General features: G+C 72.7%; 25 protein-coding genes. 10 read left to right on the top strand and 15 right to left on the bottom strand.

Annotated elements, in window-relative coordinates; all coding sequences use genetic code 11:
* Positions 1-107: 107 nt before the first annotated feature.
* From D9599_RS01040 to purC, 5 genes are all read right to left on the bottom strand, one after another.
* The gene (locus D9599_RS01040) at positions 108-1,187 is read right to left on the bottom strand and encodes an SMP-30/gluconolactonase/LRE family protein (RefSeq protein WP_198379341.1); all 1,080 of its coding nucleotides are present in this window, start codon (positions 1,185-1,187) and stop codon (positions 108-110) included.
* A gap of 144 nt (positions 1,188-1,331) precedes the next feature.
* Entirely contained in the window at positions 1,332-2,006 is a 675-nt protein-coding gene (gene purQ / locus D9599_RS01035) for a phosphoribosylformylglycinamidine synthase subunit PurQ (RefSeq protein WP_198379340.1), read from the bottom strand.
* Positions 2,003-2,236, bottom strand: coding sequence for a hypothetical protein (locus tag D9599_RS01030; protein WP_232480006.1), 234 nt, complete (start codon positions 2,234-2,236; stop codon positions 2,003-2,005). The genes purQ and D9599_RS01030 overlap by 4 nt, the downstream gene beginning before the upstream one ends.
* A gap of 40 nt (positions 2,237-2,276) precedes the next feature.
* A complete protein-coding gene (purS, locus tag D9599_RS01025; protein WP_198379338.1) occupies positions 2,277-2,522 on the bottom strand; it encodes a phosphoribosylformylglycinamidine synthase subunit PurS in 246 nt (81 codons plus the stop codon).
* Entirely contained in the window at positions 2,519-3,283 is a 765-nt protein-coding gene (gene purC, locus D9599_RS01020; RefSeq protein ID WP_043829083.1) for a phosphoribosylaminoimidazolesuccinocarboxamide synthase, read from the bottom strand. The genes purS and purC overlap by 4 nt, the downstream gene beginning before the upstream one ends.
* A 293-nt stretch (positions 3,284-3,576) precedes the next feature.
* Here purC and D9599_RS01015 point away from each other — a divergent pair, with 293 nt between their 5' ends.
* Both D9599_RS01015 and D9599_RS01010 read left to right on the top strand, forming a co-directional pair.
* Positions 3,577-4,107 carry a hypothetical protein gene (locus tag D9599_RS01015; protein WP_198379337.1) on the top strand — a complete coding sequence of 177 codons (531 nt, stop codon included), beginning with the start codon at positions 3,577-3,579 and terminating at the stop codon, positions 4,105-4,107.
* Positions 4,108-4,252: 145 nt separating this feature from the next.
* A complete protein-coding gene (locus D9599_RS01010) occupies positions 4,253-5,341 on the top strand; it encodes a general stress protein (protein ID WP_198379336.1) in 1,089 nt (362 codons plus the stop codon).
* Between the two features lie 316 nt (positions 5,342-5,657).
* Here the strand turns inward: D9599_RS01010 and D9599_RS01005 are convergent, their stop codons facing one another.
* The 3 genes from D9599_RS01005 to purB form a co-directional block, all read right to left on the bottom strand.
* The gene (locus tag D9599_RS01005; protein WP_198379335.1) at positions 5,658-6,908 is read right to left on the bottom strand and encodes a hypothetical protein; all 1,251 of its coding nucleotides are present in this window, start codon (positions 6,906-6,908) and stop codon (positions 5,658-5,660) included.
* Positions 6,909-6,960: 52 nt separating this feature from the next.
* Positions 6,961-7,263 carry a hypothetical protein gene (locus D9599_RS01000; RefSeq protein WP_198379334.1) on the bottom strand — a complete coding sequence of 101 codons (303 nt, stop codon included), beginning with the start codon at positions 7,261-7,263 and terminating at the stop codon, positions 6,961-6,963.
* 155 nt (positions 7,264-7,418) lie between these two features.
* Positions 7,419-8,774 carry an adenylosuccinate lyase gene (gene purB / locus D9599_RS00995; protein ID WP_198379333.1) on the bottom strand — a complete coding sequence of 452 codons (1,356 nt, stop codon included), beginning with the start codon at positions 8,772-8,774 and terminating at the stop codon, positions 7,419-7,421.
* A gap of 302 nt (positions 8,775-9,076) precedes the next feature.
* Between purB and D9599_RS00990 the strand changes: the two genes are divergently transcribed.
* From D9599_RS00990 to D9599_RS00980, 3 genes are all read left to right on the top strand, one after another.
* The gene (locus tag D9599_RS00990; protein WP_198379332.1) at positions 9,077-9,727 is read left to right on the top strand and encodes a TerC family protein; all 651 of its coding nucleotides are present in this window, start codon (positions 9,077-9,079) and stop codon (positions 9,725-9,727) included.
* A 216-nt stretch (positions 9,728-9,943) separates the two neighbouring features.
* Complete coding sequence (locus tag D9599_RS00985) at positions 9,944-10,585, top strand: TerC family protein (protein ID WP_198379331.1); 642 nt, start codon at positions 9,944-9,946, stop codon at positions 10,583-10,585.
* A 10-nt stretch (positions 10,586-10,595) separates the two neighbouring features.
* Positions 10,596-11,195, top strand: coding sequence for a hypothetical protein (locus D9599_RS00980; RefSeq protein ID WP_198379330.1), 600 nt, complete (start codon positions 10,596-10,598; stop codon positions 11,193-11,195).
* 78 nt (positions 11,196-11,273) lie between these two features.
* On the opposite strand, the gene D9599_RS00975 is transcribed toward D9599_RS00980, so the two are convergent.
* The 4 genes from D9599_RS00975 to D9599_RS00960 all read right to left on the bottom strand — a co-directional run bounded on the left by D9599_RS00975 (position 11,274) and on the right by D9599_RS00960 (position 14,874).
* Positions 11,274-11,414 carry a hypothetical protein gene (locus D9599_RS00975; protein WP_198379329.1) on the bottom strand — a complete coding sequence of 47 codons (141 nt, stop codon included), beginning with the start codon at positions 11,412-11,414 and terminating at the stop codon, positions 11,274-11,276.
* A gap of 97 nt (positions 11,415-11,511) precedes the next feature.
* Positions 11,512-12,492 carry a S1C family serine protease gene (locus tag D9599_RS00970; protein WP_198379328.1) on the bottom strand — a complete coding sequence of 327 codons (981 nt, stop codon included), beginning with the start codon at positions 12,490-12,492 and terminating at the stop codon, positions 11,512-11,514.
* A 62-nt stretch (positions 12,493-12,554) separates the two neighbouring features.
* Complete coding sequence (gene radC / locus D9599_RS00965) at positions 12,555-13,280, bottom strand: RadC family protein (RefSeq protein WP_309228510.1); 726 nt, start codon at positions 13,278-13,280, stop codon at positions 12,555-12,557.
* A 211-nt stretch (positions 13,281-13,491) separates the two neighbouring features.
* Complete coding sequence (locus D9599_RS00960) at positions 13,492-14,874, bottom strand: sensor histidine kinase (protein WP_198379327.1); 1,383 nt, start codon at positions 14,872-14,874, stop codon at positions 13,492-13,494.
* Between the two features lie 248 nt (positions 14,875-15,122).
* On the opposite strand from D9599_RS00960, the gene D9599_RS00955 reads away from it, so the two are divergent.
* Positions 15,123-15,665, top strand: a complete 543-nt coding sequence (locus D9599_RS00955) for a DUF1003 domain-containing protein (protein WP_198379326.1) — start codon at positions 15,123-15,125, stop codon at positions 15,663-15,665.
* Positions 15,666-15,673: 8 nt separating this feature from the next.
* Here the strand turns inward: D9599_RS00955 and D9599_RS00950 are convergent, their stop codons facing one another.
* From D9599_RS00950 to D9599_RS00940, 3 genes are all read right to left on the bottom strand, one after another.
* On the bottom strand, positions 15,674-16,342 hold the full coding sequence (locus D9599_RS00950; RefSeq protein ID WP_198379325.1) for a carbonic anhydrase: 669 nt from the start codon (positions 16,340-16,342) through the stop codon (positions 15,674-15,676).
* Positions 16,339-17,145: a type I methionyl aminopeptidase gene (gene map, locus D9599_RS00945; RefSeq protein ID WP_198379324.1), complete on the bottom strand. Its 807-nt coding sequence runs from the start codon at positions 17,143-17,145 to the stop codon at positions 16,339-16,341. Before map ends, D9599_RS00950 begins: the two co-directional genes overlap by 4 nt.
* 112 nt (positions 17,146-17,257) lie before the next feature.
* Positions 17,258-17,869 (bottom strand): helix-turn-helix domain-containing protein, encoded by a 612-nt coding sequence (locus D9599_RS00940; protein ID WP_198379323.1) that lies wholly within the window; start codon positions 17,867-17,869, stop codon positions 17,258-17,260.
* Between the two features lie 76 nt (positions 17,870-17,945).
* Between D9599_RS00940 and bdcA the strand changes: the two genes are divergently transcribed.
* From bdcA to D9599_RS00920, 4 genes are all read left to right on the top strand, one after another.
* Positions 17,946-18,659, top strand: coding sequence for an SDR family oxidoreductase (gene bdcA, locus D9599_RS00935; RefSeq protein WP_198379322.1), 714 nt, complete (start codon positions 17,946-17,948; stop codon positions 18,657-18,659).
* 198 nt (positions 18,660-18,857) lie between these two features.
* Positions 18,858-20,315 carry an MFS transporter gene (locus D9599_RS00930; RefSeq protein WP_232480004.1) on the top strand — a complete coding sequence of 486 codons (1,458 nt, stop codon included), beginning with the start codon at positions 18,858-18,860 and terminating at the stop codon, positions 20,313-20,315.
* 97 nt (positions 20,316-20,412) lie between these two features.
* Positions 20,413-25,533 carry an alpha-2-macroglobulin gene (locus D9599_RS32100; RefSeq protein WP_198379321.1) on the top strand — a complete coding sequence of 1,707 codons (5,121 nt, stop codon included), beginning with the start codon at positions 20,413-20,415 and terminating at the stop codon, positions 25,531-25,533.
* A gap of 16 nt (positions 25,534-25,549) precedes the next feature.
* Complete coding sequence (locus D9599_RS00920; protein ID WP_198379320.1) at positions 25,550-26,065, top strand: hypothetical protein; 516 nt, start codon at positions 25,550-25,552, stop codon at positions 26,063-26,065.
* Positions 26,066-26,111: the final 46 nt, after the last annotated feature.

The following is a 26,111-nucleotide window of genomic DNA, read 5'->3' as shown; positions in this document are numbered from 1 at the left end:
TTCCCGAGGATTCGGATGGCGGCGCTGGCTTGGCTTCGCCGTCCTGGTTCTGGGGTGTCCGGCTTCGTGCGGTCGGTGGGGTAGCCGGGCTTGCGCCCGGCGCCCGGTCAGACTGCGCCGTGGGCCTCCACGTAGAGGGCGTAGAGGGAGTGGGAGGCCGTCATGTAGAGGCGGTTGCCCTTCGGGCCGCCGAAGCAGAGGTTGGCGCAGCGCTCGGGCAGGCGGATATGGGCCAGCGGCTTGCCCTGGGGGCTGAAGACGGTGACGCCGTCGAGTTCCTCGGGCTTGCCGCGGAGATTGTAGACGCTGCGGTTGCCCGTGCGGGTGGGCTCGGCCTCGAGGTTGCCGTCGCTGCCGTAGCCGACCCAAAGGTTGCCATCGCGGTCCACGCGGAAGCCGTCGAGGGCGGCGGAGTCGGTGGCGTCGATGAGCTTGACGCGGTTGGAGAGGGTGCCGTCCGGGCCGACGTCGTAGGCGAAGATGGAGCGGGCGGGGGCGGGGTTGCGTCCGACGACGTAGAGCTTCTTCTCGTCCGGGGAGAAGGCAAGGCCATTGGGCAGGGCGAGGTCGGTGATGACGGCGGTGAGCTGGCCGTCCGGCGTGAGGCGGTAGACGTTGGTGGTGGGCTGCTCGGGCGTGGCGCGGCTGCCTTCCCATTCGCCGGCGATGCCGAAGGTAGGGTCGGTGAACCAGATGCTGCTGTCGGATTTCACGACGATGTCGTTGGGGGCGTTGAGGCGCTTGCCTTCGAACTTGTCGGCGAGGACGGTGACGGAGCCGTCCTTTTCGGTGCGGGTGACGCGGCGGGTGACGGAATGCTCGCAGGTTACCAGGCGGCCTTGGCGGTCGCGGGCGTTGCCGTTGGCGAAGTTGGCGGGGTGGCGGAAGACGGTGCAGGTGCCGTCCTTCTCGCTGTATTTCATGATCCGGTTGTTTGGAATGTCGCTGAACAGGAGGTAGCCGCCGTCGTCTGGAAACCAGACGGGGCCCTCCGCCCAGCGGAAGCCTGTGGCGAGCTGTTCGACGGTGCTGCTGTAGAGGCGGTACTTCGCGAAGGACGGATCCAGGATCTGGATGGCGGGATCGGGGTAGCGCTGGTTCGGCGTGAAGGGGAAGGACTGGGCCGCGGCCTGGCCGGCGGCGGCGATGCCGGCGGCGCCCAGCAGGGCGCGTCGGGTGGTGGTCATGCGTGTTTCCTCTCTGGCGCAACGGGTCGGTGCGCCTGCGAGAGGAAGATGGGCATGGCGGGTGCGGGGTTCGCAAGCCCGTGGGCGGCGCAATGTGGCGCGCCGCGGCACGGATACTCGCGGGCGGGGCGCCCCGGCCGTGGGTCAGGCTGAGACGAGGGTCTCGGCGAGGGAGGTGAAGAGGGGGAGGCCGTCCTCGCCGCCCATGAGGGGGTCCACCAGGTCCTCGGGGTGGGGCATGAGGCCGAGGATCCGCAGGTTGGGGGAGAGGATGCCGGCGATGTCACGGGCGGCGCCGTTGCGGTTGGCGTCGGCGTAGCGGAAGGCGACGAGGCCCTCGCCCTCCAGGCGGTCCAGCGTCTCGTCGTCGGCGAAGTAGTTGCCGTCGCCGTGGGCCATGGGCGCGCGGAAGGTGGCGCCCTTCTGCCAGCGGGAGGTGAAGGGGGTGCCGGCGCGCTCGACCCGCAGGACGCAGTCCATGGAGAGGAAGCGGAGGTTGGCGTTCTGCAGGAGGGCGCCGGGGAGGAGGCCGGCCTCGCAGAGGATCTGGAAGCCGTTGCAGACGCCGAGGACGTGGCCGCCCTTCGCCGCGAAGTCGCGGACGGCGGGCATGATGGGGGACTGGGCGGCCATGGCGCCGCAGCGGAGGTAGTCGCCGTGCGAGAAGCCGCCGGGGAGGACGACGAGGTCGGTGCCGGGGGGCAGCTCGGTCTCGCGGTGGAAGGTGATGGAGGGCTTTCGGCCGGTCGCGCGCTGCAGGGCGATGGCCATGTCGCGCTCGCGGTTGGTGCCGGGGAAGAGGAGGATCGTGGCGTTCATCGCTGGAAGACCCTGAGCCAGTGGAGGCCGCCGAGGACGGCGATGGTGAGGATGGCCGCGATGGCGGCGGCGGTGACCCAGCGGTCGAGGCTGACCTTGCCGCGGGCGAGGAGGCCGGGGGGGCGCGCCGGGCGGCGGCCTTTCGCGGGCGGGGCCGCCGGCCGGGCCGCGGCGAGGCGGCGCTCCCGCCAGGAGAGGAGCATGGAGATCAGGACCGTCAGGACGGTCATGATCAGGAGGCTGGCCTTGATCACCGGCTGGGAGGGCTTTTCAGGCGATCTCGACGCGGAAGGACTCGATCACCGTGTTGGCGAGGAGCTTCTTCGCCATCGCCTCGGCCGCGGCCTTGGCGGCGACGGGGTCGGTTTCGGCGAGTTCCAACTCGATGACCTTGCCGGTACGGACCTCGCCCACGCCCTCGAAGCCGAGGGTGCCGAGGGCGTGGCCGATGGCCTTGCCCTGAGGGTCGAGGACGCCGTTCTTCGGCATGACGAAGACGCGGGCCTTGGTGGTCATTGCATCAGCTCCGGACCCTTGAGGTCGCGCACGCCGGCCTCGGGAAGGATGCCGAGGCGGCGGGCGACCTCCTGGTACCCCTCCTCGACCTTGCCGAGGTCGCGGCGGAAGCGGTCCTTGTCCATCTTCTCGCCGGTCTTGGCGTCCCAGAGGCGACAGTTGTCGGGGGAGATCTCGTCGGCCAGGACGATGCGCATCTCGTCGTTCTCGTAGAGGCGGCCGAATTCGAGCTTGAAATCGACGAGGGAGATGCCGACGCCGAGGAAGAGGCCGGTGAGGAAGTCGTTCACGCGCAGCGCCAGGGCGACGATGTCGTCGAGGTCCTGCGTCGAGGCCCAGCCGAAGCAGGTGATGTGCTCCTCGGAGACCATCGGGTCGCTGAGGGCGTCGTTCTTGTAGTAGTACTCGACGATGGAGCGGGGGAGGCGGGTGCCTTCCTGGATGCCGAGGCGGGTGGCGAGGCTGCCGGCGGCGATGTTGCGGATCACCACCTCGAGCGGGATGATCTCGACCTCGCGGATGAGCTGTTCCCGCATATTCAGGCGGCGGATGAAGTGCGTGGGGACGCCGATATCCGCCAGCTTCATCATCAGGTGCTCGCTGATGCGGTTGTTCAGCACGCCCTTGCCGGTGATGACGCCCTTCTTCGCGCCGTTCCCGGCCGTCGCGTCATCCTTGAAATACTGGACGAGGGTGCCGGGCTCCGGGCCTTCGAAGAGGACCTTCGCCTTGCCTTCGTAGAGCTGTCGCCTGCGGGCCATGAGGAGTTCCGAAACCTGTGCGGCCGCTTCGCGCACGGAACTCCCGTCCCGACCGCGGCGGCGATGAAGCGCCATATAACAGGGGGCGTGGGGCAGGGCCACCGCCGGACGCGCGGGGTTGCCGCGTAACATTCCGCAAGCTCACGGCTGCGTGAGGGAGCGCAGTCGTTTCGGCTTCCACGGCGTTAACCGATAGCAAGGCACGAAACGACCGGCCCAGCTTGGGCCGGAACCGCATCGAGCCTTCAGTCCGACGAGAGAACCCGGACAATCCATTCTTGGGAGCGATCGCGATGCGCACAAGTCTCGCCACCACCGTTGGCACCCTGGCCCTTGCCGCGACCCTGGTGGCTCCAGCCTTCGCCCAGCAGGGCAACACGAGCAACCCCGGTTCGCAGGGCACGACCGGCGGTGCGCCGGCCATGACCATGGCACCGGCCACCCAGGCCCCCGGCGGCACGGCCGCTCCGGGCACCACGACCGGCCCCGCTGCTTCGCAGACCCGCCCCGGCACGGCAACGCAGGGCAATGCCGGCGGCGTGCCGGGCGGTGCCACGATCGACACCAACCGCCAGTCCGCCACCCGCGGCGACAATTCCGGCAATGCGCCGGCCACGACGTCGACTCCTGCCCAGGGCGCGAACTCCTTCACCGAGGGTCAGGCGCGCAGCCGGATCGAGGCGGCGGGCTACACCGGCGTGCAGGAGCTAAAGAAGGACGAGTCCGGCGTGTGGCGTGGCCGCGCGATGCGCGGCGGCCAGACCGCGGATGTCGGCCTCGACTACCAGGGCAACGTGGTGACGGGCGCGGCGCCCGCGCGCTGAGCCTGCAGTGAAGGCGGCGGGCCTTTGGGCCCGCCGGATACCAGCGCCGAGGCCCGATCCTCTCTCCGGGCCGGAGCCTGACTCCCCTCAACGGCCGGCAGGCCGACGCCGCGAGAGCGGCGCACGAACAACAAGGACCGATCCGATGGCCATGCGTACGATTGCGCGCCTCTACGACAGCTACGCCGATGCGACGGCGGCGGTGAACGCGCTCGAGGCGGCGGGCTTCCGCCACGACGATGTCAGCATCGTCGCCAATGACGGCTCCTCCAACGCCGGCAGCGTGACCGGCCATACCATGGGCGCCACCACCGGCACGCCGACCGGCGCCATGACGAGCGGCACTATGGGCGCGGGCACCATGAGCACCGCGACCATGGGCGATGCTGCCGGCAGCGACATCCAGCCGACGGTCGATACCGACGAGGCCGCCAGCGGCGCCGGCACGGGTGCGACGATCGGCACCGTGCTGGGCGGCGGCGCGGGCCTGCTGGCCGGCATCGGCGCGCTGGCGATCCCGGGCCTCGGCCCTATCGTGGCGGCGGGCTGGCTGGTCGCGGCGCTGACCGGCGCGGGTGCCGGTGCGGCGGCGGGCGGCCTGCTGGGCAGCCTGACCGGCGCGGGCGTCGAGGAGCGCGACGCTCATGTGTACTCCGAGGGCGTTCGTCGCGGCGGCAGCCTGGTGACCGTGCGCACGGACGATGCGCGCGCCTCCGAGGCCGAGGCCATCATGGCGCGCTACAACCCCGTGGACGCGACCTCCCGCGAGGCCGACTACCGCGCCGGTGGCTGGACGACCTACCAGGGCGACGCCGTCGTGGGCGACGCGCCGGACGGCACGCCGGGCAACCCCCCGGGCACCATGGTCTCCCGCGGGCTCGACGAGGTGGCGGGCACCAACATCTCCGGCGCGCACCCGGAGAATGAGACGAGCCGCGCCGACACGACGGTCTATCCGAAGTCCGGCACGACGACGGGTGCGGGGCTGGGCTCGACCGCGGGCGCGGACATGTCCCGCAGCACGGGGATGAGCGCCGGCGCCGACGTAAACCCCCCTGGCACGGCCGCCAGCCGCGCCTTCGACAAGGCGGCGGGCACCAACGTCTCCGGCGCCTATCCGTCCCAGTCTGACGGCACGGCCGCCAACCCGCCGGGCACGGCGGCGGAGCGGGCGCTGGACAAGACGGTGGGCACCAATACTTCCGGCGCCAACCCGCTCCACAAGACGCTCTGAGCGATCCTTAGCGACCGGCGTGAACGGGGCGGCTCCTTCGGGGGCCGCCCTTTTTCTATTGCTGCCGACGCTGGTGGCGCCGGGGAGAGGAAGTAGGAAATCCTCCTCTCCCCAAGCTCCCCTCCATCATCCTCATTCTCAAGCTGGAGCTGTTCGGTGGCCGGTGCGCCTCGGGTCGCGGACCCGAGGCAAAGACATGTTCAGGAAGGTTACGGGATAGAAGGACGCGGCCAGGAGGGGCAGACCCGTTGCGGGACCGGATGAACACGGTGCGCTCAGCCGGGGAGGGCACCACTTCTAGGAGCCACAGAAGAATTCAGCGGCTGTTCCGGCCTCGTGCCGGGGTTGACGGCTTGCGCTTGGCCGCGGTCCGGGCGGTACGAGGCGCACTGCGGGCAGGGGCGGCATGGCGCGGCGGGGGACTGGCGCGCGGGACGGCAGGGGCAATGGCCGCGGGGCTGGCGGGCGCGATGTCCACGGGTGTGGCGGGGCAGCGGGCGAGGGTGGTGTTGAGAGTGACGCCGCGCTCGGCCAGGGCTGGGGGGATCGTGCCGGAGAGCCGGAGGGAGCCGTCCTGCAGCACCTCGATCACGCGGGGCTGGCCGCCGCGAGGGAGGAGATAGATGCGGTCCCCGTTGGTGCTCTCGGTGCCGTAGATCTCGTAGCCGGCCTCTCCGGGGACCGGCTGGTTGCCGATGAGCATGCCGCGGCCGAGCCAGGTGACCGTGGGCTCGGAGCAGGTGGTGACGGCGTAGTGGTCGGCGAGCACGGGCGGGAGGGTGGAGACCCAGAAGGCCTCGGGCGGCAGGCCGGAGGGGTTGCTGCGCGTGGGCGCGGCGGCCGGAGGTGCCGGGACTGTTTGCGGCGCCGGGGGCGGCGAGCGGGTGAGGAGGATGGCGGTCCGGTCGTCGATGAAGCCGCTGGGGGTGAGGCCGGCGCCGCGCTGAAGGGCGACGATGGCCTCGCGGCGGCGGGACGCCGGCTCGGCGGGAATGCCTCGGGCGGCGAGTGCGCGGGCGACGGCGGCAGTCTCGGCGGGGTCGCGGTCGGCTTCCTCGCGCGCCTCCGGGAGGAGCCAGCGGCGAAGATCCTCGCGCTTGGCCTCCTGGGCGCGGGTGAGGCAGGCGAGGTCGGGCGCGGGCTGGGCGCAGTTGGCGGCGAGGAACTCAGCGAAGGCGCGGGCGTCCGCTTCCAGCGCGGGGCGCTGGGCGGGGGGAAGCTGGTCGATGAGGGTGTCGTAGGCCTGTGCGCGGCGGCGATCGGCCAGGCGCGCACCGGGATCGGCGCAGGCGGCGGCGAGGAGGGCGTCGGGCGGCGGGTCGCAGGCCATGGCGGCGCCGGGCCGGGGACCGGGCGGCGAGGGGCGGAAGCTGGGTGGAGCGGCTGCGGCAGGCGGGGTCGCAGGGTGGAGCGGCGCGGCCCCGGGCGGTTGTTCCATTGCCGCCGCGGGCAGATCTTGCTGCGTGGTCGCGGGGGGACCCTCCTGCGCCGCCGCGGGCGGGGCCGGTGCGGCGGCGAGCAGCCCGAGAGCCATGGCGAGCAGAAGGCGCTGCGGACGGGTGCTCACCGCCAGGGTGTTCCGGCGGTGGCGCAAGGGGGCGGTCCGACCCGGTACGGTTTCAGTAGCGGTAGTACCTGTAGGGCCGTGGCGCGTAGTAGCGCGGCGGCGGGGGCGGCGGCGGCGCGAAATAGACCGGTGGCGGCCGGTGCCAGTAGCGCGGCCGATAGTAGGCGGGCGGTGGCGGGGGCGGCGGCGCGTAATAGCGCGGCGGCGGGTAGTAATAGTACTGCACCGCGAGCGCCGTGGGGGCGGCAGCCAGGGCCGGGTGAGGCGTGGCGGCCGAGGCCGGTGCCGCGAGGGCGAGGGTGGTGACCAGGGCCGCGGCGAGGGCGGCGGGCCCGGTCCGGGGGGAATGGGTCATGGTTCCGGCCTCCTTCGTGGGCCGATCCGCGGCGGGGCTTCAGGCGGCCTTCGGGGGAGAAGGCGGCGTCCCGCTCCCGCCGGGGGCCACCGGGAAGATGGGGGGTCATCCCGGCGGAACGGTGGCGGCGCGCGCCGCAATGCGGCGGAGGAGCTTCACGCTTGCGCGAAGACGCGGGCGAGGGTGTCCCGCACATGGGTGAAGTCGCGTTGCGGGTCCATCACGCCGTCCAGCGCATCGGGCGAGATGAGGCGGGTGACGGCGGGATCGGCCAGGAGGTTGTCGCGGAAGGAGCGGCCCTCGGGGGTGCCGAGGTTCTCCCAGGTGGCCATGGCGGAGCGCTGGACGGTGGCGTAGGCGTCCTCGCGCGACATGCCGGCCTGGGTGAGGGCGAGGAGCACCTTCTGGCTGTGCACGACGCCGCCGAGGCTCTCGAGGTTGGCGCGCATGCGGTCGGGGTAGATGACCAGCTTCTCGACCATGCCGGCGGCGCGGGCGAGGGCGAAATCCAGCGCGATGGTGGCGTCGGGGCCGATGACGCGCTCGACGCTGCTGTGACTGATGTCGCGCTCGTGCCAGAGGGCGACGTTCTCGAGGGCGGGCGTCGCGTAGCCGCGGACGAGGCGGGCGAGGCCGGTGAGGTTCTCGGACAGCACGGGATTGCGCTTGTGGGGCATGGCGCTGCTGCCCTTCTGCCCCGGGTGGAAGTACTCCTCGGCCTCGCGGACCTCGCTGCGCTGGAGGTGGCGGATTTCCACCGCCAGGCGCTCGATGCTGCTGGCGATGACGGCGAGCGCGCAGAAAAAGGCGGCGTGGCGGTCGCGGGGGATGACCTGGGTGGAGACGGGCTCGGGGCGGAGGCCGAGCTTCGCGGCGACGTGCGCCTCGACCGAGGGGGTGACGGAGGCGAAGGTGCCGACGGGGCCGGAGATGGCGGCCGTCGCCACTTCCTCGCGCGCGACGAGGAGACGGTTGCGGCCGCGGGCGAACTCGGCCCAGTGGCCGGCGAGCTTCAGGCCGAAGGTGGTGGGCTCGGCGTGGATGCCGTGGGAACGGCCGATGGTGGGGGTGAGGGCGTGTTCCTCGGCGCGGCGGCGGAGCGCGTCGAGCAGGGTGTCGAGGTCCTCGATGAGGAGGTCGGCGGCGCGGACGAGCTGGAGGTTGAGGGTGGTGTCCAGCACGTCAGAGCTGGTCATGCCCTGGTGCATGAAGCGGGCGTGCTCGCCCATGCCGCTGCCATCGGGGCGGGTTTCGCCGAGCCAGGTGAGGAAGGCGATAACGTCGTGGCGGGTGACGCGCTCGATCTCGTCGATGCGGGCGAGGTCGGCCTCGGTCATGGCCTCGATGCGGCGGCCGCCTTCCTGGCGGATGGCTTCCGCGGATTCGCGGGGAATGGTGCCGGCCTCGGCCATGGCTTCGGCCGCCAGGGCCTCGATCTCGAAGAGGGTGCGGAAGCGTGCCTCGGGGGACCAGATCGCCGCCATCTGGGGGCGGGTGTAGCGCGGGACCATCGGGGCCTCCTTCGGGGCGGGCGGTCGGGGAGACGCCGCGGCTCTTCGGTGCGGGCGGTATCCGGGGGGCGCGGGCGCGTCAACCGCCGTGGGCGCCGTGATCGCGGCGGCGTGCGCGCGATGCGCGAGGAAGGTCTCGCATCGTGTGTTGCCGCGGCATTGCCGATTGTTTATGCGCGGACTTCCCCGGCATGACGCCGGGCAGGCCGCGACGGCGCGGCCGGCGTTACTGTCCCCCGGGATCAGGGCGTCTTATCTATGGCCGCGACCCCCGAGGGGGCCGGCGGGGAGACTCATCGACGATGGGAGCGGATTGGTTCATCGCCCTTGGGCAGGTCCTGCTGATCGACCTCGTGCTCGCGGGTGACAACGCCATCGTGGTGGGCATGGCGGCGGCGGGGCTGCCCGCCGACCAGCGACGCAAGGCGATTCTCTGGGGGATCGGCGCCGCGACGCTCATGCGGATCGGTTTCGCGGCGATCACGACGCAGCTTCTGGCGATCGTCGGCCTGACCCTGATGGGTGGCCTGCTGCTGCTCTGGGTCTGCTGGAAGATGTACCGGGAGCTTCGCCAGCCGCACGGGCAGGCCCACGGCGTGGACGAGGTCACGGGCGAGACGGCCGACAGCCAGGGCGCGCCGAAGAAGACGCTTCGCCAGGCGATTCTGCAGATCCTGGTCGCCGACGTGTCCATGTCCCTCGACAACGTGCTGGCCGTCGCCGGCGCGGCGAAGGAGCACCTCGACGTGCTCGTCATCGGGCTTGCGATCTCGGTCGTGCTGATGGGCCTTGCCGCGACCTTCATCGCAAGGCTGCTGGAGAAGCACCGCTGGATCGCCTGGGTGGGCCTGCTGGTCATCCTGTACGTGGCCGCCGACATGATCTGGACGGGCTGGGGCGATGTCGGGGCTTGGTGGGCGGGGACGCCCACCGCGCCCGCCGCACCGCACTGAGGGGCTCCCCCGCCGGCTACATGGCGGGGGCGTTACCTCCTTGTCATTCAAGGTGTTTTCGCCGCCCGGGCAACCGGGCGGCGCTTTCGCGTTCAGGGGGGCGCGGCTAAGGGACCGAGAGCGCGCGGCGCCTGACAGGGGGCCGTGGACGCGCCCTTAGCAGAGATGAGGCCGTGCGGCGCCCGGTGGCAAAGCGACGGCCGGCCGGAGACGCCCATGGAATCGATCACCAGTTCGCTGCCGCAGCTCCTTGAGATCATGTGGCTCAACATCATCCTCTCGGGTGACAATGCGGTGGTGATCGGACTGGCGGCGGCGGGGCTGCCGGAGAGCCAGCGGAACAAGGCGGTGCTGTTCGGCATCGCCGCGGCGGCGGTGCTGCGGATCGTCTTCTCGCTCATCGCGCAGCAGCTTCTCGCGCTCTGGTGGATCGACATCGTGGGCGGCCTCGCGCTGCTCTACATCGCCGTCAACTTCCTCATCGAGCTGCGGAAGTCGCAGAAGGAGGAGGAGGCCGAGGGGCACTCGCACCACGACAAGACGCTGATGGCCGCGCTGTGGCAGATCATCGTGGCGGACGTTTCCATGAGCCTCGACAACGTGCTGGCGGTCGCCGCCGTCGCGCGCTCGAACGTCACGCTGCTGATCGTGGGCCTGGCGATCTCCATCGTGATGATGGGTCTTCTCGGCGGCCTGCTGGCGCGGGTGCTGGATCGCTACAAGTGGATCGCCTATCTCGGCGTGGCGCTGATCGCCTATATCGGTTTCGAGCTGCTCTGGGAGGGTCTGGTGATCTCGAACGCGACGCTTAACCTCGGGCTTCCGCTGCCCGCGCCGCACGCGGCGGCGCCGCATTGAGCGCGGCGGAATGAGGCCGCTGCCGGAAGCGGCGGCGCGCCCGCTCCTCGCCCTGCTGGGCTGCGCGGTGCTGCTCGGTCTCGCGGGTTGTGTTGCGCCCGAGGGGGCGGCGCCGGCCGCGCCGGTGCGTCCGCCCTCGGCCGAGGTGCTGGCGCGGTTGCCGGCCCAGGCGGCGGGCTTCGACCGCTTCGGCGTGCAGGACGTGGCGGCCGAGGATCCCGGTGCGGGGAAGGTGGTGGAATACGCCACCCCCCGGCGCGTCGCGGTGGCGCAGGTGTTCCTCTACGACCTTGGACAGCCGGTCGTGACGGCGGCGGACCTGCCGGCCGAGGCGGAGCGGGCGATCTCGGAGGCGACGGCGCTGCCGGTGGACCGGACGGGGCGGCAGCTCTCGGTCGCTTCGCGCTCCCCGCTGTTGGTGCCGGGGGGGGATTTCTCCTGCGCGGCGCTGAGCGGGACTTTCGGGCGCAACCAGGTGGAGCGGCAGGTCTGCCTCGGCGTCGTGGCCGGGCGCTTCATGCGGGTGCAGGTGACGATGCCAAGCCGCGGGGCGGCCCTGGCAGATCCGCGGGCCTTCGTGCAGGCCGTGGCGGGGGCAGCGCGCGGCTAGGCGGGCTTCCCGGCGGCCCTCCCGGGCGGCCGGTGGTGGTGAAGGGCGGTACGGCGGCGCTCTACGCGCGGGCCGCGGTCAGGATTGCACCTTGCTCGCGACCTGCCCGTGGTTCAGGGCGGCGACCGGGGTCGGGCCGCCGATGACGTTTCCGAGCAGCGTCGGCGTGAAGAAGCGCCTGAAGTAGTCAGCGGCACCCGCCTCGCCGGAGCCGGGCATCGGCCAGACCAGCAGCGCGGTCAGCCAGCCCGCGAAGATCCCTTTCAGAGCGGTGCTTCTGAAGGGAGGCCGTGCCGCGGCCGGCGCGGCGCGGGTGTTAGCCGAGGCAGCGCATGAAGAGGACGGAGGGGTGGACGGTCTCGCCGACCTCCACCGCCGTGTGCGGGGCGCCGCTGCTGGCGGTGCGGGGGCGGACGCGGTTCTCCCGCAGGAAGGCGAGAATCTCCTCGCCCTTTACCGCGAAGTTTACGTTCTGTGGGATGTCGCCGATGCGCTGGGCCACGCGCTGGGCGTTCAGCTTGCTGGTGATGATGCCGACGACGTTGCCGGAGAGGTCGAGCAGCGGGCCGCCGGAATTGCCGGGCTGCACGGGCGCGCTGATTTGGAAGTGCATGCGGTTGTTGGCAAGGCCGGCGAGCGCGGAGACGTCGCCGGTGGTCAGCGTCGGGTCGGAGGCGAGCATGCCGGCAAGGGGGAAGCCGTAGGTCATCACGGATTCGCCGCGGCGGACGTCGGGGCCGTTGCGGAAGGTGAGGGGCGGGCCGGCGGGCTCGCGGAATTCCAGCAGGGCGAGGTCGCGGTTGGCGTCGCGGGCGCGGACGGTGACGGCGATGTCGCGGCCCTCCGCGTTGCGGGCGCGGACGGTGCGGCACTCGCGCACGACGTGGTCGTTGGTCAGCGCCTGGCGCTCGCCGATGATGAAGCCGGTGCCGGTGGAGACCTCGCGCTGCGGGGCAGCGGGGGCCTCACCCGGGGCGAGCGGCGGGGGCTTGCCGGAGGGCACGCCCGCGGGCGGTGCGGGCTGCGGGCCGGGACGGGAGGGCGGGCCGGCGCGGCGCGGGGCCGGGTCCGGCATGTCGTAGAGCGGCGGGGGCTTGCCGGCGAGGCCGGGCTGGCCCGGCTGCGGTGTGGCGGGCTGGGTTGGCCCGACCTGCGCTCCAGCTCCCGGGGAGCCGCGAGGGCTGGCCTGGGGGGCGCCAGCGGCCGGTGGCTTGCCGGGGTCCGGCACCAGCTGGGCCATGACCGGTGCCGCGGCGAGGAGGAGGGCGGGGAGAACCACGGCGAGGGGGGCGCGCATACCGTTACGGTGGGATCGCGGGGCGGGGAGGTCAACCAACCCCTTCGCGAGGGGCCGCCGCGTCAGAGCAGGCCTTCGCGCCGAAAGGAGAGGTGGCGGCCGTTGCCGACGATGATGTGGTCGTGGACCGCGATGCCGAGGGTGGCGGCCCCGGAGGCGATCTCGGCCGTCATCTCGATATCGGCGCGCGACGGGGTGGGGTCGCCCGAGGGGTGGTTGTGGACGAGGATGAGGGCGGTGGCGCCGAGTTCGAGGGAGCGCTTGACCACCTCCCGCGGGTAGACCGGCGTGTGGTTGACCGTGCCGCGGGCGAGGGCCTCGTCGGCGAGGAGGCGGTTCTTGCTGTCGAGGAAGAGGACGCGGAACTGCTCCACCGTCTCGCGCGCGAGTGCGGCGGTGAGATAGGCGGTGAGGCGCTCGCCATTGCTGAGGATGGGGGCCTCGCGCACCTCCTCCGCGAGGAGGCGGATGGAGGCGGCCTGGACGAGGCGGAGGGCGGCGACGGCCGTTTCGCCGATGCCTTCCACCAGGCGCAGCTCGCTCTCGGGCGCGCTGATGGCGCCGGCGAAGCTGCCGAAGCGGGCGATCAGGCGCTTCGCATGGGGCTTGGTGTCCACCCGCGGCAGGGCGAGGAAGAGGAGCATCTCCAGCAGCTCGTAGTCCGCGAGGGCGTCGGGCCCGGCGCGGAGGAGCTTGTCGCGGAGGCGCTTGCGGTGTCCCTCGGGGCCAGGCGCGGCGGGCGGGTTCTCCGTCGTGGCGCGGGGGCGGGCGGTCCTGGCGCGGGGCACGCCTTCCCGCAGGGCCGCGCCCTTTGCGGGGCCGGCTGGGGACAGGCCGCCCTGTGAGGCGGCGTCGAAGAGGGAGGCGAAGGAACCGCTCGCTTCCTCGAGGCCTGAACCGGCGGCCAAGGGCGAATCCTTTTGTCGTGCCTGGGCAGGATGTGGCGCGGCACGGGGGATTGTCCACCGCGCGGTGGGTGGCGCTGCTGCCGCCGGTCCGTCAGGCCGGTTCGGCGGCCTGGGGGAGGACGGGCAGCTCGATCGTGCAGCGAACGCCGTCGGGCCCGAGGGTGAAGCTCGTGCACGCGCCGAGCTGATAGGGCAGGGCGCGCTCGATCAGCTCGCGCCCGTACCCTCCGTCGCGGGAGGGGGCGGGATCCTGCGGCATACGGACGCCGCTCTCGCGCCACTCTACCTTCAGGTGGGCGGCTTCGGATTCCGCTGGCGGGCTGTGGGTGCCTTGCGGGTGGAGGCGCCAGCGGATGGTGAGGCGGGCGGCGGGCTGACTGAGAGCGCCGTGCTTCACCGCGTTTGTCGCCAGCTCGTGCAGGACGAGAGCCAGGATCTGGACGGCATTCGCACCGAGCATGATGCCGGAGGGGCCACCCGTTTCCACCTGCGCGCTCCGGCCGTGGGCGTGGGCGGCAAGTTCGGCGGCGAGGATCTGGTCGAAGGCGGCATGGCCCTCGGGAGAGCGGGAGGCGAGCGCCTGGGCGCGGGCGAGGGCGTCGAGACGGCGGTGGAAATCCCGCTCGAAGACCTCGGTGGAGCGGCTGGCGCTGAGCGTCTTCCGCGCGAGGGAGCGGACGAGGGCGAGGAGGTTGCGGGTGCGGTGCTGCAGCTCCGACACCACAAGATCCTGAAGCTGCTGGCGCTGCTTCATCTCGTGGATGTCGGTGGTGGTGCCGACCCACTCGGCGAGGGCGCCGGCCTCGTCGTACAGGGGTGCGGCGCGGATCATGTGCCAAGCATGGCGGCCGTCTGCGGCGCGGCGGATGCGGAGTTCCACCTCCAGGCGGCCGGCGGCGGCGGCCTCCTCCCAGGCGCGGAGGGCGGCTGGGCGGTCCTCGGGGTGGACGGGGGCGAGCCAGCCCTCGCCGAGGCTTTCCGTCTCGGTCTGGCCGGTGAAGCGGGTCCATTGCGGGCCCGCCCAACTCCAGCGGCCATCGGCGCTGGCGCGCCAGACGAGGAGGGGAACGCCCTCTGCCACGGTGCGGAAGGCGGGATCCTCCGGGCGCGATGACGGTTCGGACCGGGTAGGGAGGAGGAGGACGAAGGCGGCGAGGACGGCGTCGGCCTCGTCGCGGAGCGGGCCGAGGCTGATGTCGAAGCGGCCTCCTGCCCCGCTCGGAACGGGAAAGGAGAAGTTCGGGAGGAGGACGGTCTCGCCGCCCAGGGCGCGGGTGAGGGCGGCGGCGAAAGGGGCGGGGAAGGGCGTGCCTTCGGGATCGGGGGCGAGCAGGCGGTGGAAGGGGGTGCTCATGGCGAGCAGGCTGGGGCCCCTCCCGACGAGGAGGGCGGGGAAGGCGAGGGAGCGGGTGATCGCGGAGGCGCCGAGAAGGTTTGGAGGCCAACCATCCGACCGCGTGGGGGGCGTTTCCACCGGGGGCAGCCACTTCGCCTCGCTTTTGGGAGGGCCCCGTGCAGGGCCGCCCAAGGGATCGACGGTCATTTCTCAGTAAGGCACCGTCGCAGGCGCGAGGTGTATTCACCGTTTCGTGCTGGCGCCGCGGCTGCTTCGAGGAGCGGAACGCGGGTGCCATGACGCGGTGCAGGGGGACCTTGGGGGAGGCCCGGGCGTTAGGTTTCCGTGAAAGGCCCGGGCGCGGGCCGGGCGGAGGGGAGATGGAGATGGTGGCCGAGGCAACGCCGACCTTGCCGAAACTGAATCCGAACAGCCTGAACAGGTCCCTTCGCCGCAACATCGCGGCCCTGGAGGAGCGGCGCCGGGCGGAGGCGGCGGCGGCAACGCGGGAGGAGCGGGTCGCGGGGGCGATCACCGCCTTCACCGGCAGCATGCGCTTCGTCTACCTGCACCTGGCCTTTTACGGGGCCTGGATCTCGGTGAATCTCGGGCTGGTGCCGGGGGTGCCGAAGTTCGACCCCTCCTTCGTAATCCTCGCGATGGAGGCGTCGGTGGAGGCGATCTTCCTCTCGACCTTTGTGCTGATCAGCCAGAACCGGATGGCGGCGGCGGCGGACAAGCGGGCGGACCTGGACCTGCAGATCAGCCTGCTGGCGGAGCACGAGCTAACGAAGCTGTCGGAGGTGGTGGTGAAGATTGCGGAACGGCTGGACGTGCGGGTGGCGGCCGACCCGGAGATCCAGGAGGTGGGGCGGAACGTCTCGCCGGAGGCGGTGCTGGACGAGATCGAGGCGCAGCAGGAGCGGTGACGCGCCCCTCAGACGGCGAGCGGGTCCTCGAGGGCGGTGAAGCCGCCGCTAGCCTCGTCCAGCACGCAGAGGGTGCCGTCGGCCACGTCGAACCAGAGGCCGTGGAGGGAGAGCTCGTCCGCGCCCTCGCGTGCCGCCAGCCAGGGGAAGGTGCGGAGGTTGGCGAGCGACTGGCGGATGGCGGCGCGCTCCATGGCCGTCTGGTCCTGCAGCGGGTCCACGCCGTCGCAGGTCAGGGCTAGGCGGGTGGCGGGGGCGGCGATTTCCATCCACTGGGCCACGAAGTCGCCGTCGCGGATGTCCACCCCGTTGAGGTGGTTCTGGCGGAAGGCGTTGATGCCGCCGCAGGAGGCGTGGCCGCAGACGACGATGTGCTGGACCTTGAGCTGGCGCACCGCGAATTCGATGGCGGCCGAGGTGCCGTGGTAGTTCGCGTCCGGCTGGTAGGGCGGGACGAGGTTGGCGACGTTGCGGACCACCAGCATCTCGCCGGGGTCGGCGTCGAAGACGACCTCTGGCGCCACGCGGCTGTCCACGCAGGCGATCATGAGCGTGGTGGGCTGCTGGCCGGCCTCGGCCAGGCGCGCGTAATGGTCGCGCTCCCGGCGGAAGCGGGTGTGGCGGAAGCCGCGGTAGCCCTCTGCGAGGCGGGAGGGAATAGCCTGCCGGCCGCTCATGCCGCGTAGGGCGGCTTGTGCAGGCCGGCGGGGGAGAGGGTGAAGATCTCGCAGCCGGTTTCGGTCACGCCGACCATGTGCTCGAACTGCGCGGAGAGGGAGCGGTCCCGCGTCACGGCCGTCCAGCCGTCGTCGAGCACCTTCACCTCGGGGCGGCCGGCATTCACCATCGGCTCGATCGTGAAGAACATGCCTGGCTTGAGGGTGGGGCCTTCGCCGGGGCGGCCGAAATGGAGGATGTTCGGCGGCGCGTGGAACTTGCGGCCGACGCCGTGGCCGCAGAAGTCGCGCACGACGGAGAAGCGGTGCTTCTCGACATAGGTCTGGATGGCGTGGCCGATGTCGCCGAGGGTATTGCCGGGCTTCACGGCGGCGATGCCGCGCATGAGGCTCTCGTAGGTCACGTCCATCAGCAGGCGCGCCTTCGTGGAGGGCGTGCCCGCCACGTACATGCGCGAGCTGTCGCCGTGCCAGCCGTCGAGCAGCGGGGTGACGTCGATGTTGAGGACATCGCCCTCCACCAGCATGCGGTCGCCGGGGATGCCATGGCAGACGACATGGTTGATGCTGATGCAGGAGGACTTCGTGTAGCCGCGGTAGCCGAGGGTAGCGGGCACGGCGCCGCGCTCCACCATGAAGTCGTGGCAGAGCTGGTCCAGCGCGCCGGTGGTGACGCCGGGGCGGACATGAGGGGTGATCATATCCAGGCACTCGGCCGCGAGGCGGCCGGCGCGGCGCATGCCCTCGAAATCCTCGGGCGCGTGGAGGGGGATGCGGCGGGATTCCCCGGCAGACTGGTCCATCGCCGGAAAATGCGCGCGCGATCCGGCGGTTGCAAGACGTGGCTGGCTCGCGCAGGGCGGGGTTGCACGCGGCGGGAACATGCGCGGCGCAAGGGTGCGCCGCGCGGACGCGTCAGGGTGTGAGGGCGGCCCTGACGGCCCGCTCCGCGAGCGCGGCGGTGGCGAGCAGTCGTTCGCGGCCATGCCCGGCGCGCGCGGCGGTGGAAAGGCCGGTCAGGACGGCCACGACGTAGTCGGTCAGCGCCTCGGCCTGCGCGGGATGGCGGGCGGCGATGAAGGCGCGGATGGCCTCGACCGCGGCGGCGTTCAGGGCGCTGGCGGCGTCGCGCGCGGTGGGGTCGTTGCAGCGCTGGCCTTCCAGCACGAGGCATCCCCCGGCGGCGGGGTTCGCGGCATCGGCGGCGTAGCGGTTGGCCGCGTCCTCGAGCAGCGCGGCGAGGGCTTCCTCCACCGGGCGGGCGGGGCTGAGGAGGGTGTCCAGCGGCAGCGCGTTGCAGCGGTTGTAGCGCTCCAGCACGCGGGCGAAGAGGCCGGCCTTGCTGCCGAAGGCGGCGTAGAAGCTGGGCGGGTTGATGCCGAGCGCCTCGGTGATGTCGGCGACGCCCAGGGCGTCGTAGCCGCGCGCCAGGAACAGGGCCTGCGCGGTGGCGACGGCCTGGTCAGGATCGAACTTGCGCGGGCGTCCCCTGCGGCGCGGCGGGGGACCCGACGAATTTGTAGTCATGGATACAAAATGCCTTGACGGCCGGGGGTGCCGCTTTATGTAGCGAACGGTACATTTGGTATCAAGGAGAAGGCCGATGGCGGGACTGGATGGCAAGCGCGCGCTGGTGCTCGGCGGAAGCCGGGGGATCGGGGCGGCGATCGTGCGGCGCCTGGTGGCGGATGGAGCGGCGGTGAGCTTCACCTTCTCCGGCTCACGCGAGGCGGCGGAGAAGATCGCGGCGGAGACCGGCGCGACGGCCGGGCAGACGGACAGCGCGGACCGCGAGGCGGTGGTCGCGCGGGTCCGGGAAAGCGGGCCGCTCGACGTGCTGGTGGTGAATGCCGGGGTGGCGATGTTCGGCGACCCGCTGGAGCAGGATGCCGACGAGGTGGACCGGATGTTCCGCATCAACGTCCACGCGCCCTATCACGCGGCGGTGGAAGCGGCGCGGCGGATGCCGGAGGGCGGGCGTATCGTCGTCATCGGCTCGGTGACCGGTGACCATGTGGGCTTCCCGGGGGTCGCGGCCTATGCGCTCACGAAGTCGGCCGTGCAGGGAATGGTCCGGGGCTTGGCGCGGGATTTCGGGCCTCGGGGGATCACGGTGAATGCGGTTCAGCCGGGGCCCGTGGACACGGACATGAACCCGGCGGACGGGCCGCTGCGGGACATGCTGTACGGCATGATGCCGATGAAGCGCCACGGGCGGCCGGAGGAGGTGGCGGCCATGGTGGCCTTCCTCACCGGGCCGGAGGCCGGCTTCGTGACCGGGGCGCTGCACACGATCGACGGCGGCTTCGGGGCCTGAGCCGGCCGGGCGGCCCGGGCGAGGGCGGGTTGGCGCGGGGCAGGCCGGGATGCCGGCGGCCCCGCGGGCTTTTTGTTGCCTGCCCCGCCCGTGCAGGGTTTCGCGCGGGCCCGACCGGGCGCAATACGGACGCGACAAGGGTTCGGCCAGGGCGCCGGCCGGGCGGCGTGCGGGGGCGACGGGGTGGCGGTTTCGGGGTTGGACGCGGCTGAAGGGGTGGCGGCCGCGGCGGGCGACCCGGTGCCGCGCCCGCCCGCGAACACGCGGCTGGTGGCGCTGATCGTCGCCTCGGCGCTGCTGATGCAGAACCTCGATTCGAGCGTTATCGCGACCGCGCTGCCGACCATGGCGCGGGAGCTGGGAACGGAGCCGCTGCATCTCTCGGCGGCCATCACCTCCTATCTTGTGGCGCTGACGGTGTTCATCCCCGTCTCGGGCTGGGTGGCGGACCGCTTCGGGGCGAAGCGGGTCTTTATGGCGGCGATCGCGGTGTTTGCCTTCGCCTCCATGCTCTGCGGCCTCTCGCGCGGGTTGGGGGAGCTGGTGGCGTCGCGCGTGCTTCAGGGGCTGGGCGGCGCGATGATGGTGCCGGTCGCGCGGCTGCTGCTGATGCGGCGGATCCGGCCGGAGGAGATGGTGCGGGCGACGACCTGGCTCTCGATGCCGGGGCTGCTGGGGCCGATCCTCGGGCCGCCGATCGGGGGGCTGCTGACGGACAACGTGTCCTGGCGGGCGGTGTTCTGGATCAACCTGCCGATCGCGGCGATCGGGCTGCTGATGGTCTGGCGCTTCGTGCCCGCCTCGGACGAGGCGCGGCCGCCGCGGCTGGACCTGGTGGGGGTGACGCTGATCGGGGCCTCGCTGGCGGCGCTGATGTTCGGGGCGGAGACGGTGGGGCGGGGGGTGGTGCCGGAATGGCTCTCGGTGCTCGGCTTCGCCCTCGGGGTGGCGCTGGGCTGGGCGGCGGTGCGCTGGGCGCGGCGGGCGCCGCATCCGGCGCTCGACCTCGGGCTCTTCTCCATCCCGACCTTCGCGGTGGGCGTGGGGGCGGGAAGCCTGTTCCGGGTGGGGGCGGGGGCGGCGCCGTTCCTGCTGCCGCTGTTCCTGCAGCTCGGCTTCGGGGCCTCGGCGACGGTGTCGGGCATGGTGACGCTGGCGACGGCGCTGGGCGCCTTCACGATGAAGCCGATGACGACCTCGGCGCTGCGGCACTTCGGCTTCCGCAACGTGCTGACCTGGAACGCGGTCGTGGTGGCGGTGACGCTGGCGGCCTGCTCGGCCTTCGATCCGTCCTGGCCGCTCGCGGCGGTGTTCGTCGTGCTGGCGGCCGGGGGGCTGGCGCGGAGCCTGCAGTTCACGGCCTCCAATGCCATGAGCTACGTGGATATCCCGGCGGGGAAGCTCTCGGCGGCGACCTCGATCGCGGGGACGGCGCAGCAGCTTTCCATGGCGCTGGGCGTGACCTGGGGGGCGTCCTGGCTCGCGGCCTCGGCGGCGCTGGCGGGGCGGGCGGAGCCGGGGGTGCCGGATTTCGCCATGGCCTTCCTCGGGGCGGCCTTGCCGCCGCTGCTGGCGGCGCCTTTCGCCGCACGGCTACCGCAGGATGCGGGCGCGGCGGCCTCGGGGCATGGGAGGGGCGGGGCGGCGCAGGGCTGAGGGGGCGCGCTGCGCCGATTTCTCCGCGAGGCCACTGAAACATTCGCGGATCCTGTGCGAGGCTCGGTGCGGAAACAGTCCGGACCGGGTGATGCCCATGCGCGTGCTTCGTCTTTTTGCGGTCCTGCTCGCGTTGGCGGGGGCGGTGCCGGGCCTGGCGGTGGCGCAGGACCTCGGGATGCCCGGGCTCTCGGCGGAGGCCTCGCGCTACGCCGCCTCGCTGTCGCGGCGTTTTCCGGCAGGGGGCACGCCGCAGCAGCGTGCGGCGGCGGAGGCGCGGGCGGCGCAGGCGGAGGGGCGGGGGGATTCGGCGGCCGCGGCCTCGGCCTGGGAGGAGCGGCTGGGCATGGGGAGCGTGCGGCCCGAGATGTGGCTGTCGCTCGCCCGCGCGATGATGGCGCGGGTGCCGCCCGACCCGGTGAAGGCGCTCTCGGCCGCGCGGATGAATTTCGACCTTGTCGGCGCGGGGGAGCCGGAGGTGCCCTCGCTGCGGGTGATGGCCGAGGCGCTGCGGGCGCAGGAGCGCTGGGCGCTGGCGATCGGCGTGCTGGAGGCGGTGGTGGAGCGGCTGCCGGGCGATGAGGCGGCGCGCACGCAGCTGGCGGATGTGCGGCGGGCGGCGGGGATGATGCTGCGGCGCGTGCGGACGGAGCCCGAGGCCGAGCCGGCGCGGGCCTGCCTTTCCTTCACCGTGGCGCCCCAGCGGGGCGGGCGCTGGCAGCCGGAGGACTGGGTGCGGACGGAGCCGCCGATCCCCGGGCTGGCGGTGACGCGGGAGGAGGACGGAATCTGCGTGGCTGGGCTGCCCTGGGGGCGGCGGACGCGGCTGGTGCTGCGCGCGGGGCTGCCGGGGGAGGACGGGGCGAATCTCCGGGCCGACCTGCCGGTGGAGGTGGCGATGCCGGATCGGGCGGAGCGGATCGCCTTCGACCAGCGCGCCTTTATCCTGCCGCGCGGGGCGGCGCCGCGGGTTTCGGTGGCCACGATGAACGTGGAGCGGCTGCAAATCCGCCTCGTGCGGGTGAGCGAGCGGAACCTCGTGCCGATGACGCGGGACACGCGGCTGGGCGAGGCGATGAGCGGGTACCAGGCGGAGGACCTGCCGGAATCGCGCGGGCGGGTGGTCTGGGAAGGGACGGCGGAGGTGCCGCGCTTCCAGCGCAACGCGACGCAGCGGACGGTGCTGCCGCTGCCCGAGGCGCTGACGGGCTCCGGCCCCGGGCTGTTCGTTCTGCTGGTGCGGAACGCGGCGGAGGCGAGCGGTTCCGGCAACTCCGTCGCGCTGCCGATCATGGCGACGGATATCGGGCTGACCGCCTGGCGCGGGAGCGAGGGGCTGGCGGTGCAGGCGCGGGGGCTGGGGGATGCGCGGCCTAAGCCGGGCGTGCGCGTCTCGCTGATCGCGCGGAACAACGACGTGCTGGCGGAGGCGGATTCGGACGCGGAGGGGGTGGTGCGCTTCGCGGGGCCCTTGCTGCGGGGCGAGGGCGGGGTGGCGCCGGTGGCGCTGCACGCGCAGCAGGGGGAGGACCTCGTTTCGCTGGACCTGGAGGCGGCCTCCTTCGACCTCTCGGACCGGGGGGTGACGGGGCGGGATTATCCAGGGCCGGTGGATGCCTTCATGTGGCTCGACCGCGGGGTGTACCGGCCGGGGGAGGTGGTCCGGCTCTCGCTGCTGCCGCGGGATTCCGCCGGGCGGGTGGTGGACCTGCCGATCCGGCTGCGGCTGAAGCGGCCGAACGGGCAGGTGGCGGCCGAGGCGGTGCCGGAGCGCGGGCCGGAGGGGGTGGTGCTCTGGGCGCCGCAGCTCTCGGCGGGGGCGCCGGCGGGGGGATGGACGATCGAGGCGCTGGTCGATCCGAACCGGCCGCCGATCGCGAGCATCGCCTTGCAGGTGGACGCCTTCGTGCCGGAGCGGCTGGAGGTGAAGGCGGGGCCGGCGCCGGGGCCGCTGGTGGCGGGGGCGCCGCTGGTGCTGCCGGTAGAGGCGCGGTTTCTCTACGGGGCGCCGGGGGCGGGGCTGACGGGAGCGGCGGAGATGCGGCTTTCCGTCGATCCCGAGCCCTTCGAGGCGTGGAAGGGATGGCGCTTCGGACTGGCGGAGGAGCCCTTCGACGGCGGGCTGCAGAGCTTCGATATCGGGGAGACGGACGCGCAGGGGCGGGGATCGGTCTCGCTGACGCTGCCGAACCTGCCGGATACGTCGCGGCCGCTGCGGGCGGAGGTGACGGTGACGATGGCCGAGCCGGGCGGGCGGGGGAGCAAGGCGGTGGCGGGGGTGCCCGTGCGCTCGGCCGCGCCCTTCGTGGCGCTGCGGCCCGCGTTCCGCGACGGGAGCGTGGATGACGGGGCGGAGGCGGCGGTGGAGGCGGCGCTGGTTTCCCCGACCGGGGCGGCGCTGTCCGGGCGGCTGCGGGCGCGGCTGGTGCGGGAGCGGCCGAGCTGGCGGCTGGCTGTCGTCAACGGGATGGCGCGCTACGAGACCGTCTGGCGAGACGAGGCGGTGGATGCGGCCGAGCTGACGGTGGCGCCGGGCCGGCCCGGGCGTTTCGCGCGGCGCGTGGGGTTCGGGCGGTATCGGCTGGAGGTCTCGCAGGAGGGCGGGCTGGCGATCGCCACGCTGCGCTTCCGCTCGGGCTGGACGGGCTCGGACGATCCGGCGGTGCCGGACAAGGTGGATGTGGCGGCGGACCGGCGGGCCTATGGCGCGGGGGAGGTGGCGCGGCTGCGGGTGAGCCCGCCCTTCGCGGGGCGGGCGAGCGTGGCGGTGCTGACGGACGGGGTGCTTTCCGTGCGGGACATCGACGTGCCGGCGGGCGGGGCGGAGGTTGAGGTGCCCGTCGAGGCCGGCTGGGGGCCGGGGGCCTGGGTGGCGGTGACGGTGTTCCGGCCGGGGGAGGGCGCGGCCCAGGGTGGCGCGCTGCCGCGGCGGGCGATCGGGCTGGCCTGGATCGGGCTCGACCCGGCGCCGCGGACGCTGGAGGTGGCGGTCGAGGGGGAGGCGCTGCTTCGGCCGGGGCGGCGGGTGGAGGTGCCGGTTCGGGTGGGGAATGCCGCCGGTTCCGCCTGGTTGACGCTGGCGGCGGTGGATGAGGGGATCCTGCGGCTGACGCGGTTCCGCTCGCCGGAGCCGGTGGCGCATTTCCTCGGGCGGCGGAAGCTGGGGCTGGATATCCGGGACGACTATGGGCGGCTGATCGGGCCGGCGGAGGGGGAGCCGACGCTGCTGCGGCAGGGCGGCGACGACAATTTCGACACCTCGGGGGTGCAGCCGCCGCAGCGGATCGTGGCGCTCTTCTCGGGCGTGGTGGCGGTGGGGGCGGATGGGCGCGCGGTGGTGCCGCTGGAGTTGCCGCCCTTCAACGGCGAGCTGCGGCTGATGGCGGTGGCCTGGTCGGGGGAGCGCGTCGGGTCGGCTTCAAGGCCGGTGACGGTGCGGGACCCGGTGGTGGCGGAGGCCTTGCTGCCGCGCTTCCTGGCGCCGGGGGACGAGGCGCGGCTGCCGGTGCTGCTGCACAACCTCGATCTCGGCGGGGGCGGCGTGCGGGCGACGGTGACGGTGGAGGGGCCGCTCTCGGTGGAGGGCGGGTCCGGGCTGGGCGGGGAACTGGCGCAGGGGCAGCGGGTGCTGCCCTTTGCCACGCTGCGGGCAACCGGGGCGGGCGAGGGGGTGGTGCGCGTGGCCGTTACAGGGCCCGGTGGGTACTCGGCTGATCATGAAAGCAGGATCACGCTGCGCTCGCCGCGGCCGCTGGCGCGGGAGGTGATGGTTTCCTCGCTGCCGGTGGGCGGGGCGGCGCAGGTGGGGCCGGACCTGTCGCGCTTCTTCGCGGGCACGGCGGTGGTGAGGGCGAGCTGGGGTCAGCCGGTGCGGTATGATCCGGCGGCGCTGATGCGGGCGAATGTGGATTTCCCCTTTGCCTGTTCGGAGCAGTCGGCAAGCCGGCTGCTGTCACTGGTCGGGTTTGAGGGGGAGCCGGAACGGGACGCGAAGTTGCAGCGCTCGGTGGCGCAGTTGCTGGACAAGCAGCGCTATGACGGGAGCCTCGGGCTCTGGTCGGCCAATGGGGAGGCGGATGCCTTCGTCACCGCCTATGGGGCGGAGGTGCTGCTGCGGGCGCGGGCGGCGGGGGTGACTGTGCCGGAGGCGCCGATGGAGGCCCTGCTGCGGAGCATCCGGGAGGAGGCGGACAATGCCTCCACCTCCGAGCCGATCGAGCGGGCGGCGCAGGCCTATCGGATGCACGTGCTGGCCATGGCCGGGCGCGGGTTGCCGGGGGCGGCGCGGCGGTTGTTCGAGAGCCTCGATCAATTGCCGACGCCGCTGGCCAAGGCGCAGCTCGGCGCGGCCTTCGCACGGATGGGGGATGTGGCGCGGGCGGAGGAGTCCTTTGCGGCGGCGCTGGCGGCGCCCTCGCGGCGGGTCTGGTACGCGGATTACGGCAGCGCGGCGCGGGATTCTCTCGCGGTGACGCTGCTGTTGAAGGAGAGCGGGGTTCTCGTGGGGCGGCTGGCGGAGGCGGTCGGGCGGGTGCCGGGGGCGGAGTTGACGCCGGAAGTGGCCTCCACGCAGGAGGCGGCCTGGGGGGTGGTGCTGGCCTCGGCGCTGGGACGGGACGGGCGGCCAGTTCGGCTCTCGCTGGCCGGGCGTCCGCTGAACGTGGCGCCGGTGGTTTCCGCCGTGGTCGAGGGGCGGGCGGAGGTGCGGAACCTCGGTGACCGGGTGGTGCCGCAGGCGGTTTCCGTCAGCGGGCTGCCGGTGCAGGCGCCCTCGGCCGGGCGGCAGGGGATGCGGATCGCGAGGCGGTTCTTCAACCCGGATGGGTCTGCGCTGAACCTCGACACGCTCAGGCAGAACCAGGTTTTCCTGATGCAGGTGGAGGCGCGGGCGGAAACGGGGGAGACGCACCGGTCGATGGTCCAGCAAGGGCTGCCGGCAGGCTGGGAGATCGTCGGGCGGCTGGCCGAGGGTGAGGTGGCGGGAATGCCGTTCCTCGGCGAGTTGACGGCGGCGGAGGCGTTTCCGGCACTGGACGACCGCTTTGCCGCCGCCGTGACCCTGACGCCCGAGGCGGCGGTGGCGCGGTTTGCCGTGCGGGTGCGGGCGGTGACGGCGGGGCGCTTCGAATTGCCGGGGGCGGAAGTGCGGGACATGTACCGCCCGTCGATCTTCGCGCGGCAGAATACGGGGCGGGTGGTGGTGGCGCCCGTGCCTTGAGGCGGGGCGGTGGCGCATGGACCTTGCCGGTATAGGAGAATGGGCCTGGGCCCGGCACCACAACGTGCTGAGCTGGTATGTGCGGCCACTGTTCCTCCTGCCCTTCTGCTTCTTCGCCTGGCGGCGGAGTGGCCTGGGTATCGCCGCTACGCTGGTTGCCCTCGCGACGAGCATGGCCTGGTTCCCGGTGCCGGCTGAGGTGTCGCCGGGGGTGAGGACGATGCTGGCGGCGGAGCGGGATTACCTGCTCGGGCCATGGGCGGCATGGAAGGTGGCCCTGGCGCTGCTTGTTCCGCTGACCCTTGCCGCGCTGGGTGCGGCCTTCTGGTGGCGTGCCTGGGGCCTGGGGCTTGCGGTGGTCAATGCCACGGTGCTTGCGAAGATCGGGTGGAGCTTCGCCTTCAGCCCCTTGGAGGGCGCGCTCGCACACCTTCCCCCCGCGTCGGTGGGGTTGGTCGTGGTCAATGTCGGGTTGCTGCTCGGCCTGCGGTTCCGGGGCTCGATGGGAACTGGCTACCAGGGCAGGGAGTAGCGCGGCGCGGCGTTTGCTTGCCGTTCCTCCGGCAGGGATGGAGGAC

Origin of the sequence: Roseomonas sp. KE2513, assembly GCF_016107305.1 — a bacterium.
GTDB lineage: Bacteria > Pseudomonadota > Alphaproteobacteria > Acetobacterales > Acetobacteraceae > Roseomonas.
Note: the sequence above shows the minus strand (reverse complement) of the source record. Positions and strands in the feature narration are given on the sequence as shown.

Excerpts from the sequence above, each read along its gene's own strand:
- D9599_RS00990 (WP_198379332.1), top strand. The coding sequence starts at position 9,077 with ATGGGAGCGGATTGGTTCATCGCCCTTGGGCAGGTCCTGCTGATCGAC.
- D9599_RS00955 (WP_198379326.1), top strand. The coding sequence starts at position 15,123 with ATGGTGGCCGAGGCAACGCCGACCTTGCCGAAACTGAATCCGAACAGC.
- purB (WP_198379333.1), bottom strand. The coding sequence starts at position 8,774 with ATGGTCCCGCGCTACACCCGCCCCCAGATGGCGGCGATCTGGTCCCCC.
- bdcA (WP_198379322.1), top strand. The coding sequence starts at position 17,946 with ATGGCGGGACTGGATGGCAAGCGCGCGCTGGTGCTCGGCGGAAGCCGG.
- D9599_RS00985 (WP_198379331.1), top strand. The coding sequence starts at position 9,944 with ATGGAATCGATCACCAGTTCGCTGCCGCAGCTCCTTGAGATCATGTGG.
- D9599_RS00950 (WP_198379325.1), bottom strand. The coding sequence starts at position 16,342 with ATGAGCGGCCGGCAGGCTATTCCCTCCCGCCTCGCAGAGGGCTACCGC.
- D9599_RS00970 (WP_198379328.1), bottom strand. The coding sequence starts at position 12,492 with ATGCGCGCCCCCCTCGCCGTGGTTCTCCCCGCCCTCCTCCTCGCCGCG.
- D9599_RS00920 (WP_198379320.1), top strand. The coding sequence starts at position 25,550 with ATGGACCTTGCCGGTATAGGAGAATGGGCCTGGGCCCGGCACCACAAC.
- D9599_RS01010 (WP_198379336.1), top strand. The coding sequence starts at position 4,253 with ATGGCCATGCGTACGATTGCGCGCCTCTACGACAGCTACGCCGATGCG.
- map (WP_198379324.1), bottom strand. The coding sequence starts at position 17,145 with ATGGACCAGTCTGCCGGGGAATCCCGCCGCATCCCCCTCCACGCGCCC.
- purC (WP_043829083.1), bottom strand. The coding sequence starts at position 3,283 with ATGGCCCGCAGGCGACAGCTCTACGAAGGCAAGGCGAAGGTCCTCTTC.
- D9599_RS00980 (WP_198379330.1), top strand. The coding sequence starts at position 10,596 with ATGAGGCCGCTGCCGGAAGCGGCGGCGCGCCCGCTCCTCGCCCTGCTG.
- D9599_RS01040 (WP_198379341.1), bottom strand. The coding sequence starts at position 1,187 with ATGACCACCACCCGACGCGCCCTGCTGGGCGCCGCCGGCATCGCCGCC.
- D9599_RS00975 (WP_198379329.1), bottom strand. The coding sequence starts at position 11,414 with ATGCCCGGCTCCGGCGAGGCGGGTGCCGCTGACTACTTCAGGCGCTTC.
- purQ (WP_198379340.1), bottom strand. The coding sequence starts at position 2,006 with ATGAACGCCACGATCCTCCTCTTCCCCGGCACCAACCGCGAGCGCGAC.
- D9599_RS01015 (WP_198379337.1), top strand. The coding sequence starts at position 3,577 with ATGCGCACAAGTCTCGCCACCACCGTTGGCACCCTGGCCCTTGCCGCG.
- D9599_RS01000 (WP_198379334.1), bottom strand. The coding sequence starts at position 7,263 with ATGACCCATTCCCCCCGGACCGGGCCCGCCGCCCTCGCCGCGGCCCTG.
- purS (WP_198379338.1), bottom strand. The coding sequence starts at position 2,522 with ATGACCACCAAGGCCCGCGTCTTCGTCATGCCGAAGAACGGCGTCCTC.
- D9599_RS32100 (WP_198379321.1), top strand. The coding sequence starts at position 20,413 with ATGCGCGTGCTTCGTCTTTTTGCGGTCCTGCTCGCGTTGGCGGGGGCG.
- D9599_RS00940 (WP_198379323.1), bottom strand. The coding sequence starts at position 17,869 with ATGACTACAAATTCGTCGGGTCCCCCGCCGCGCCGCAGGGGACGCCCG.
- D9599_RS01030 (WP_232480006.1), bottom strand. The coding sequence starts at position 2,236 with ATGACCGTCCTGACGGTCCTGATCTCCATGCTCCTCTCCTGGCGGGAG.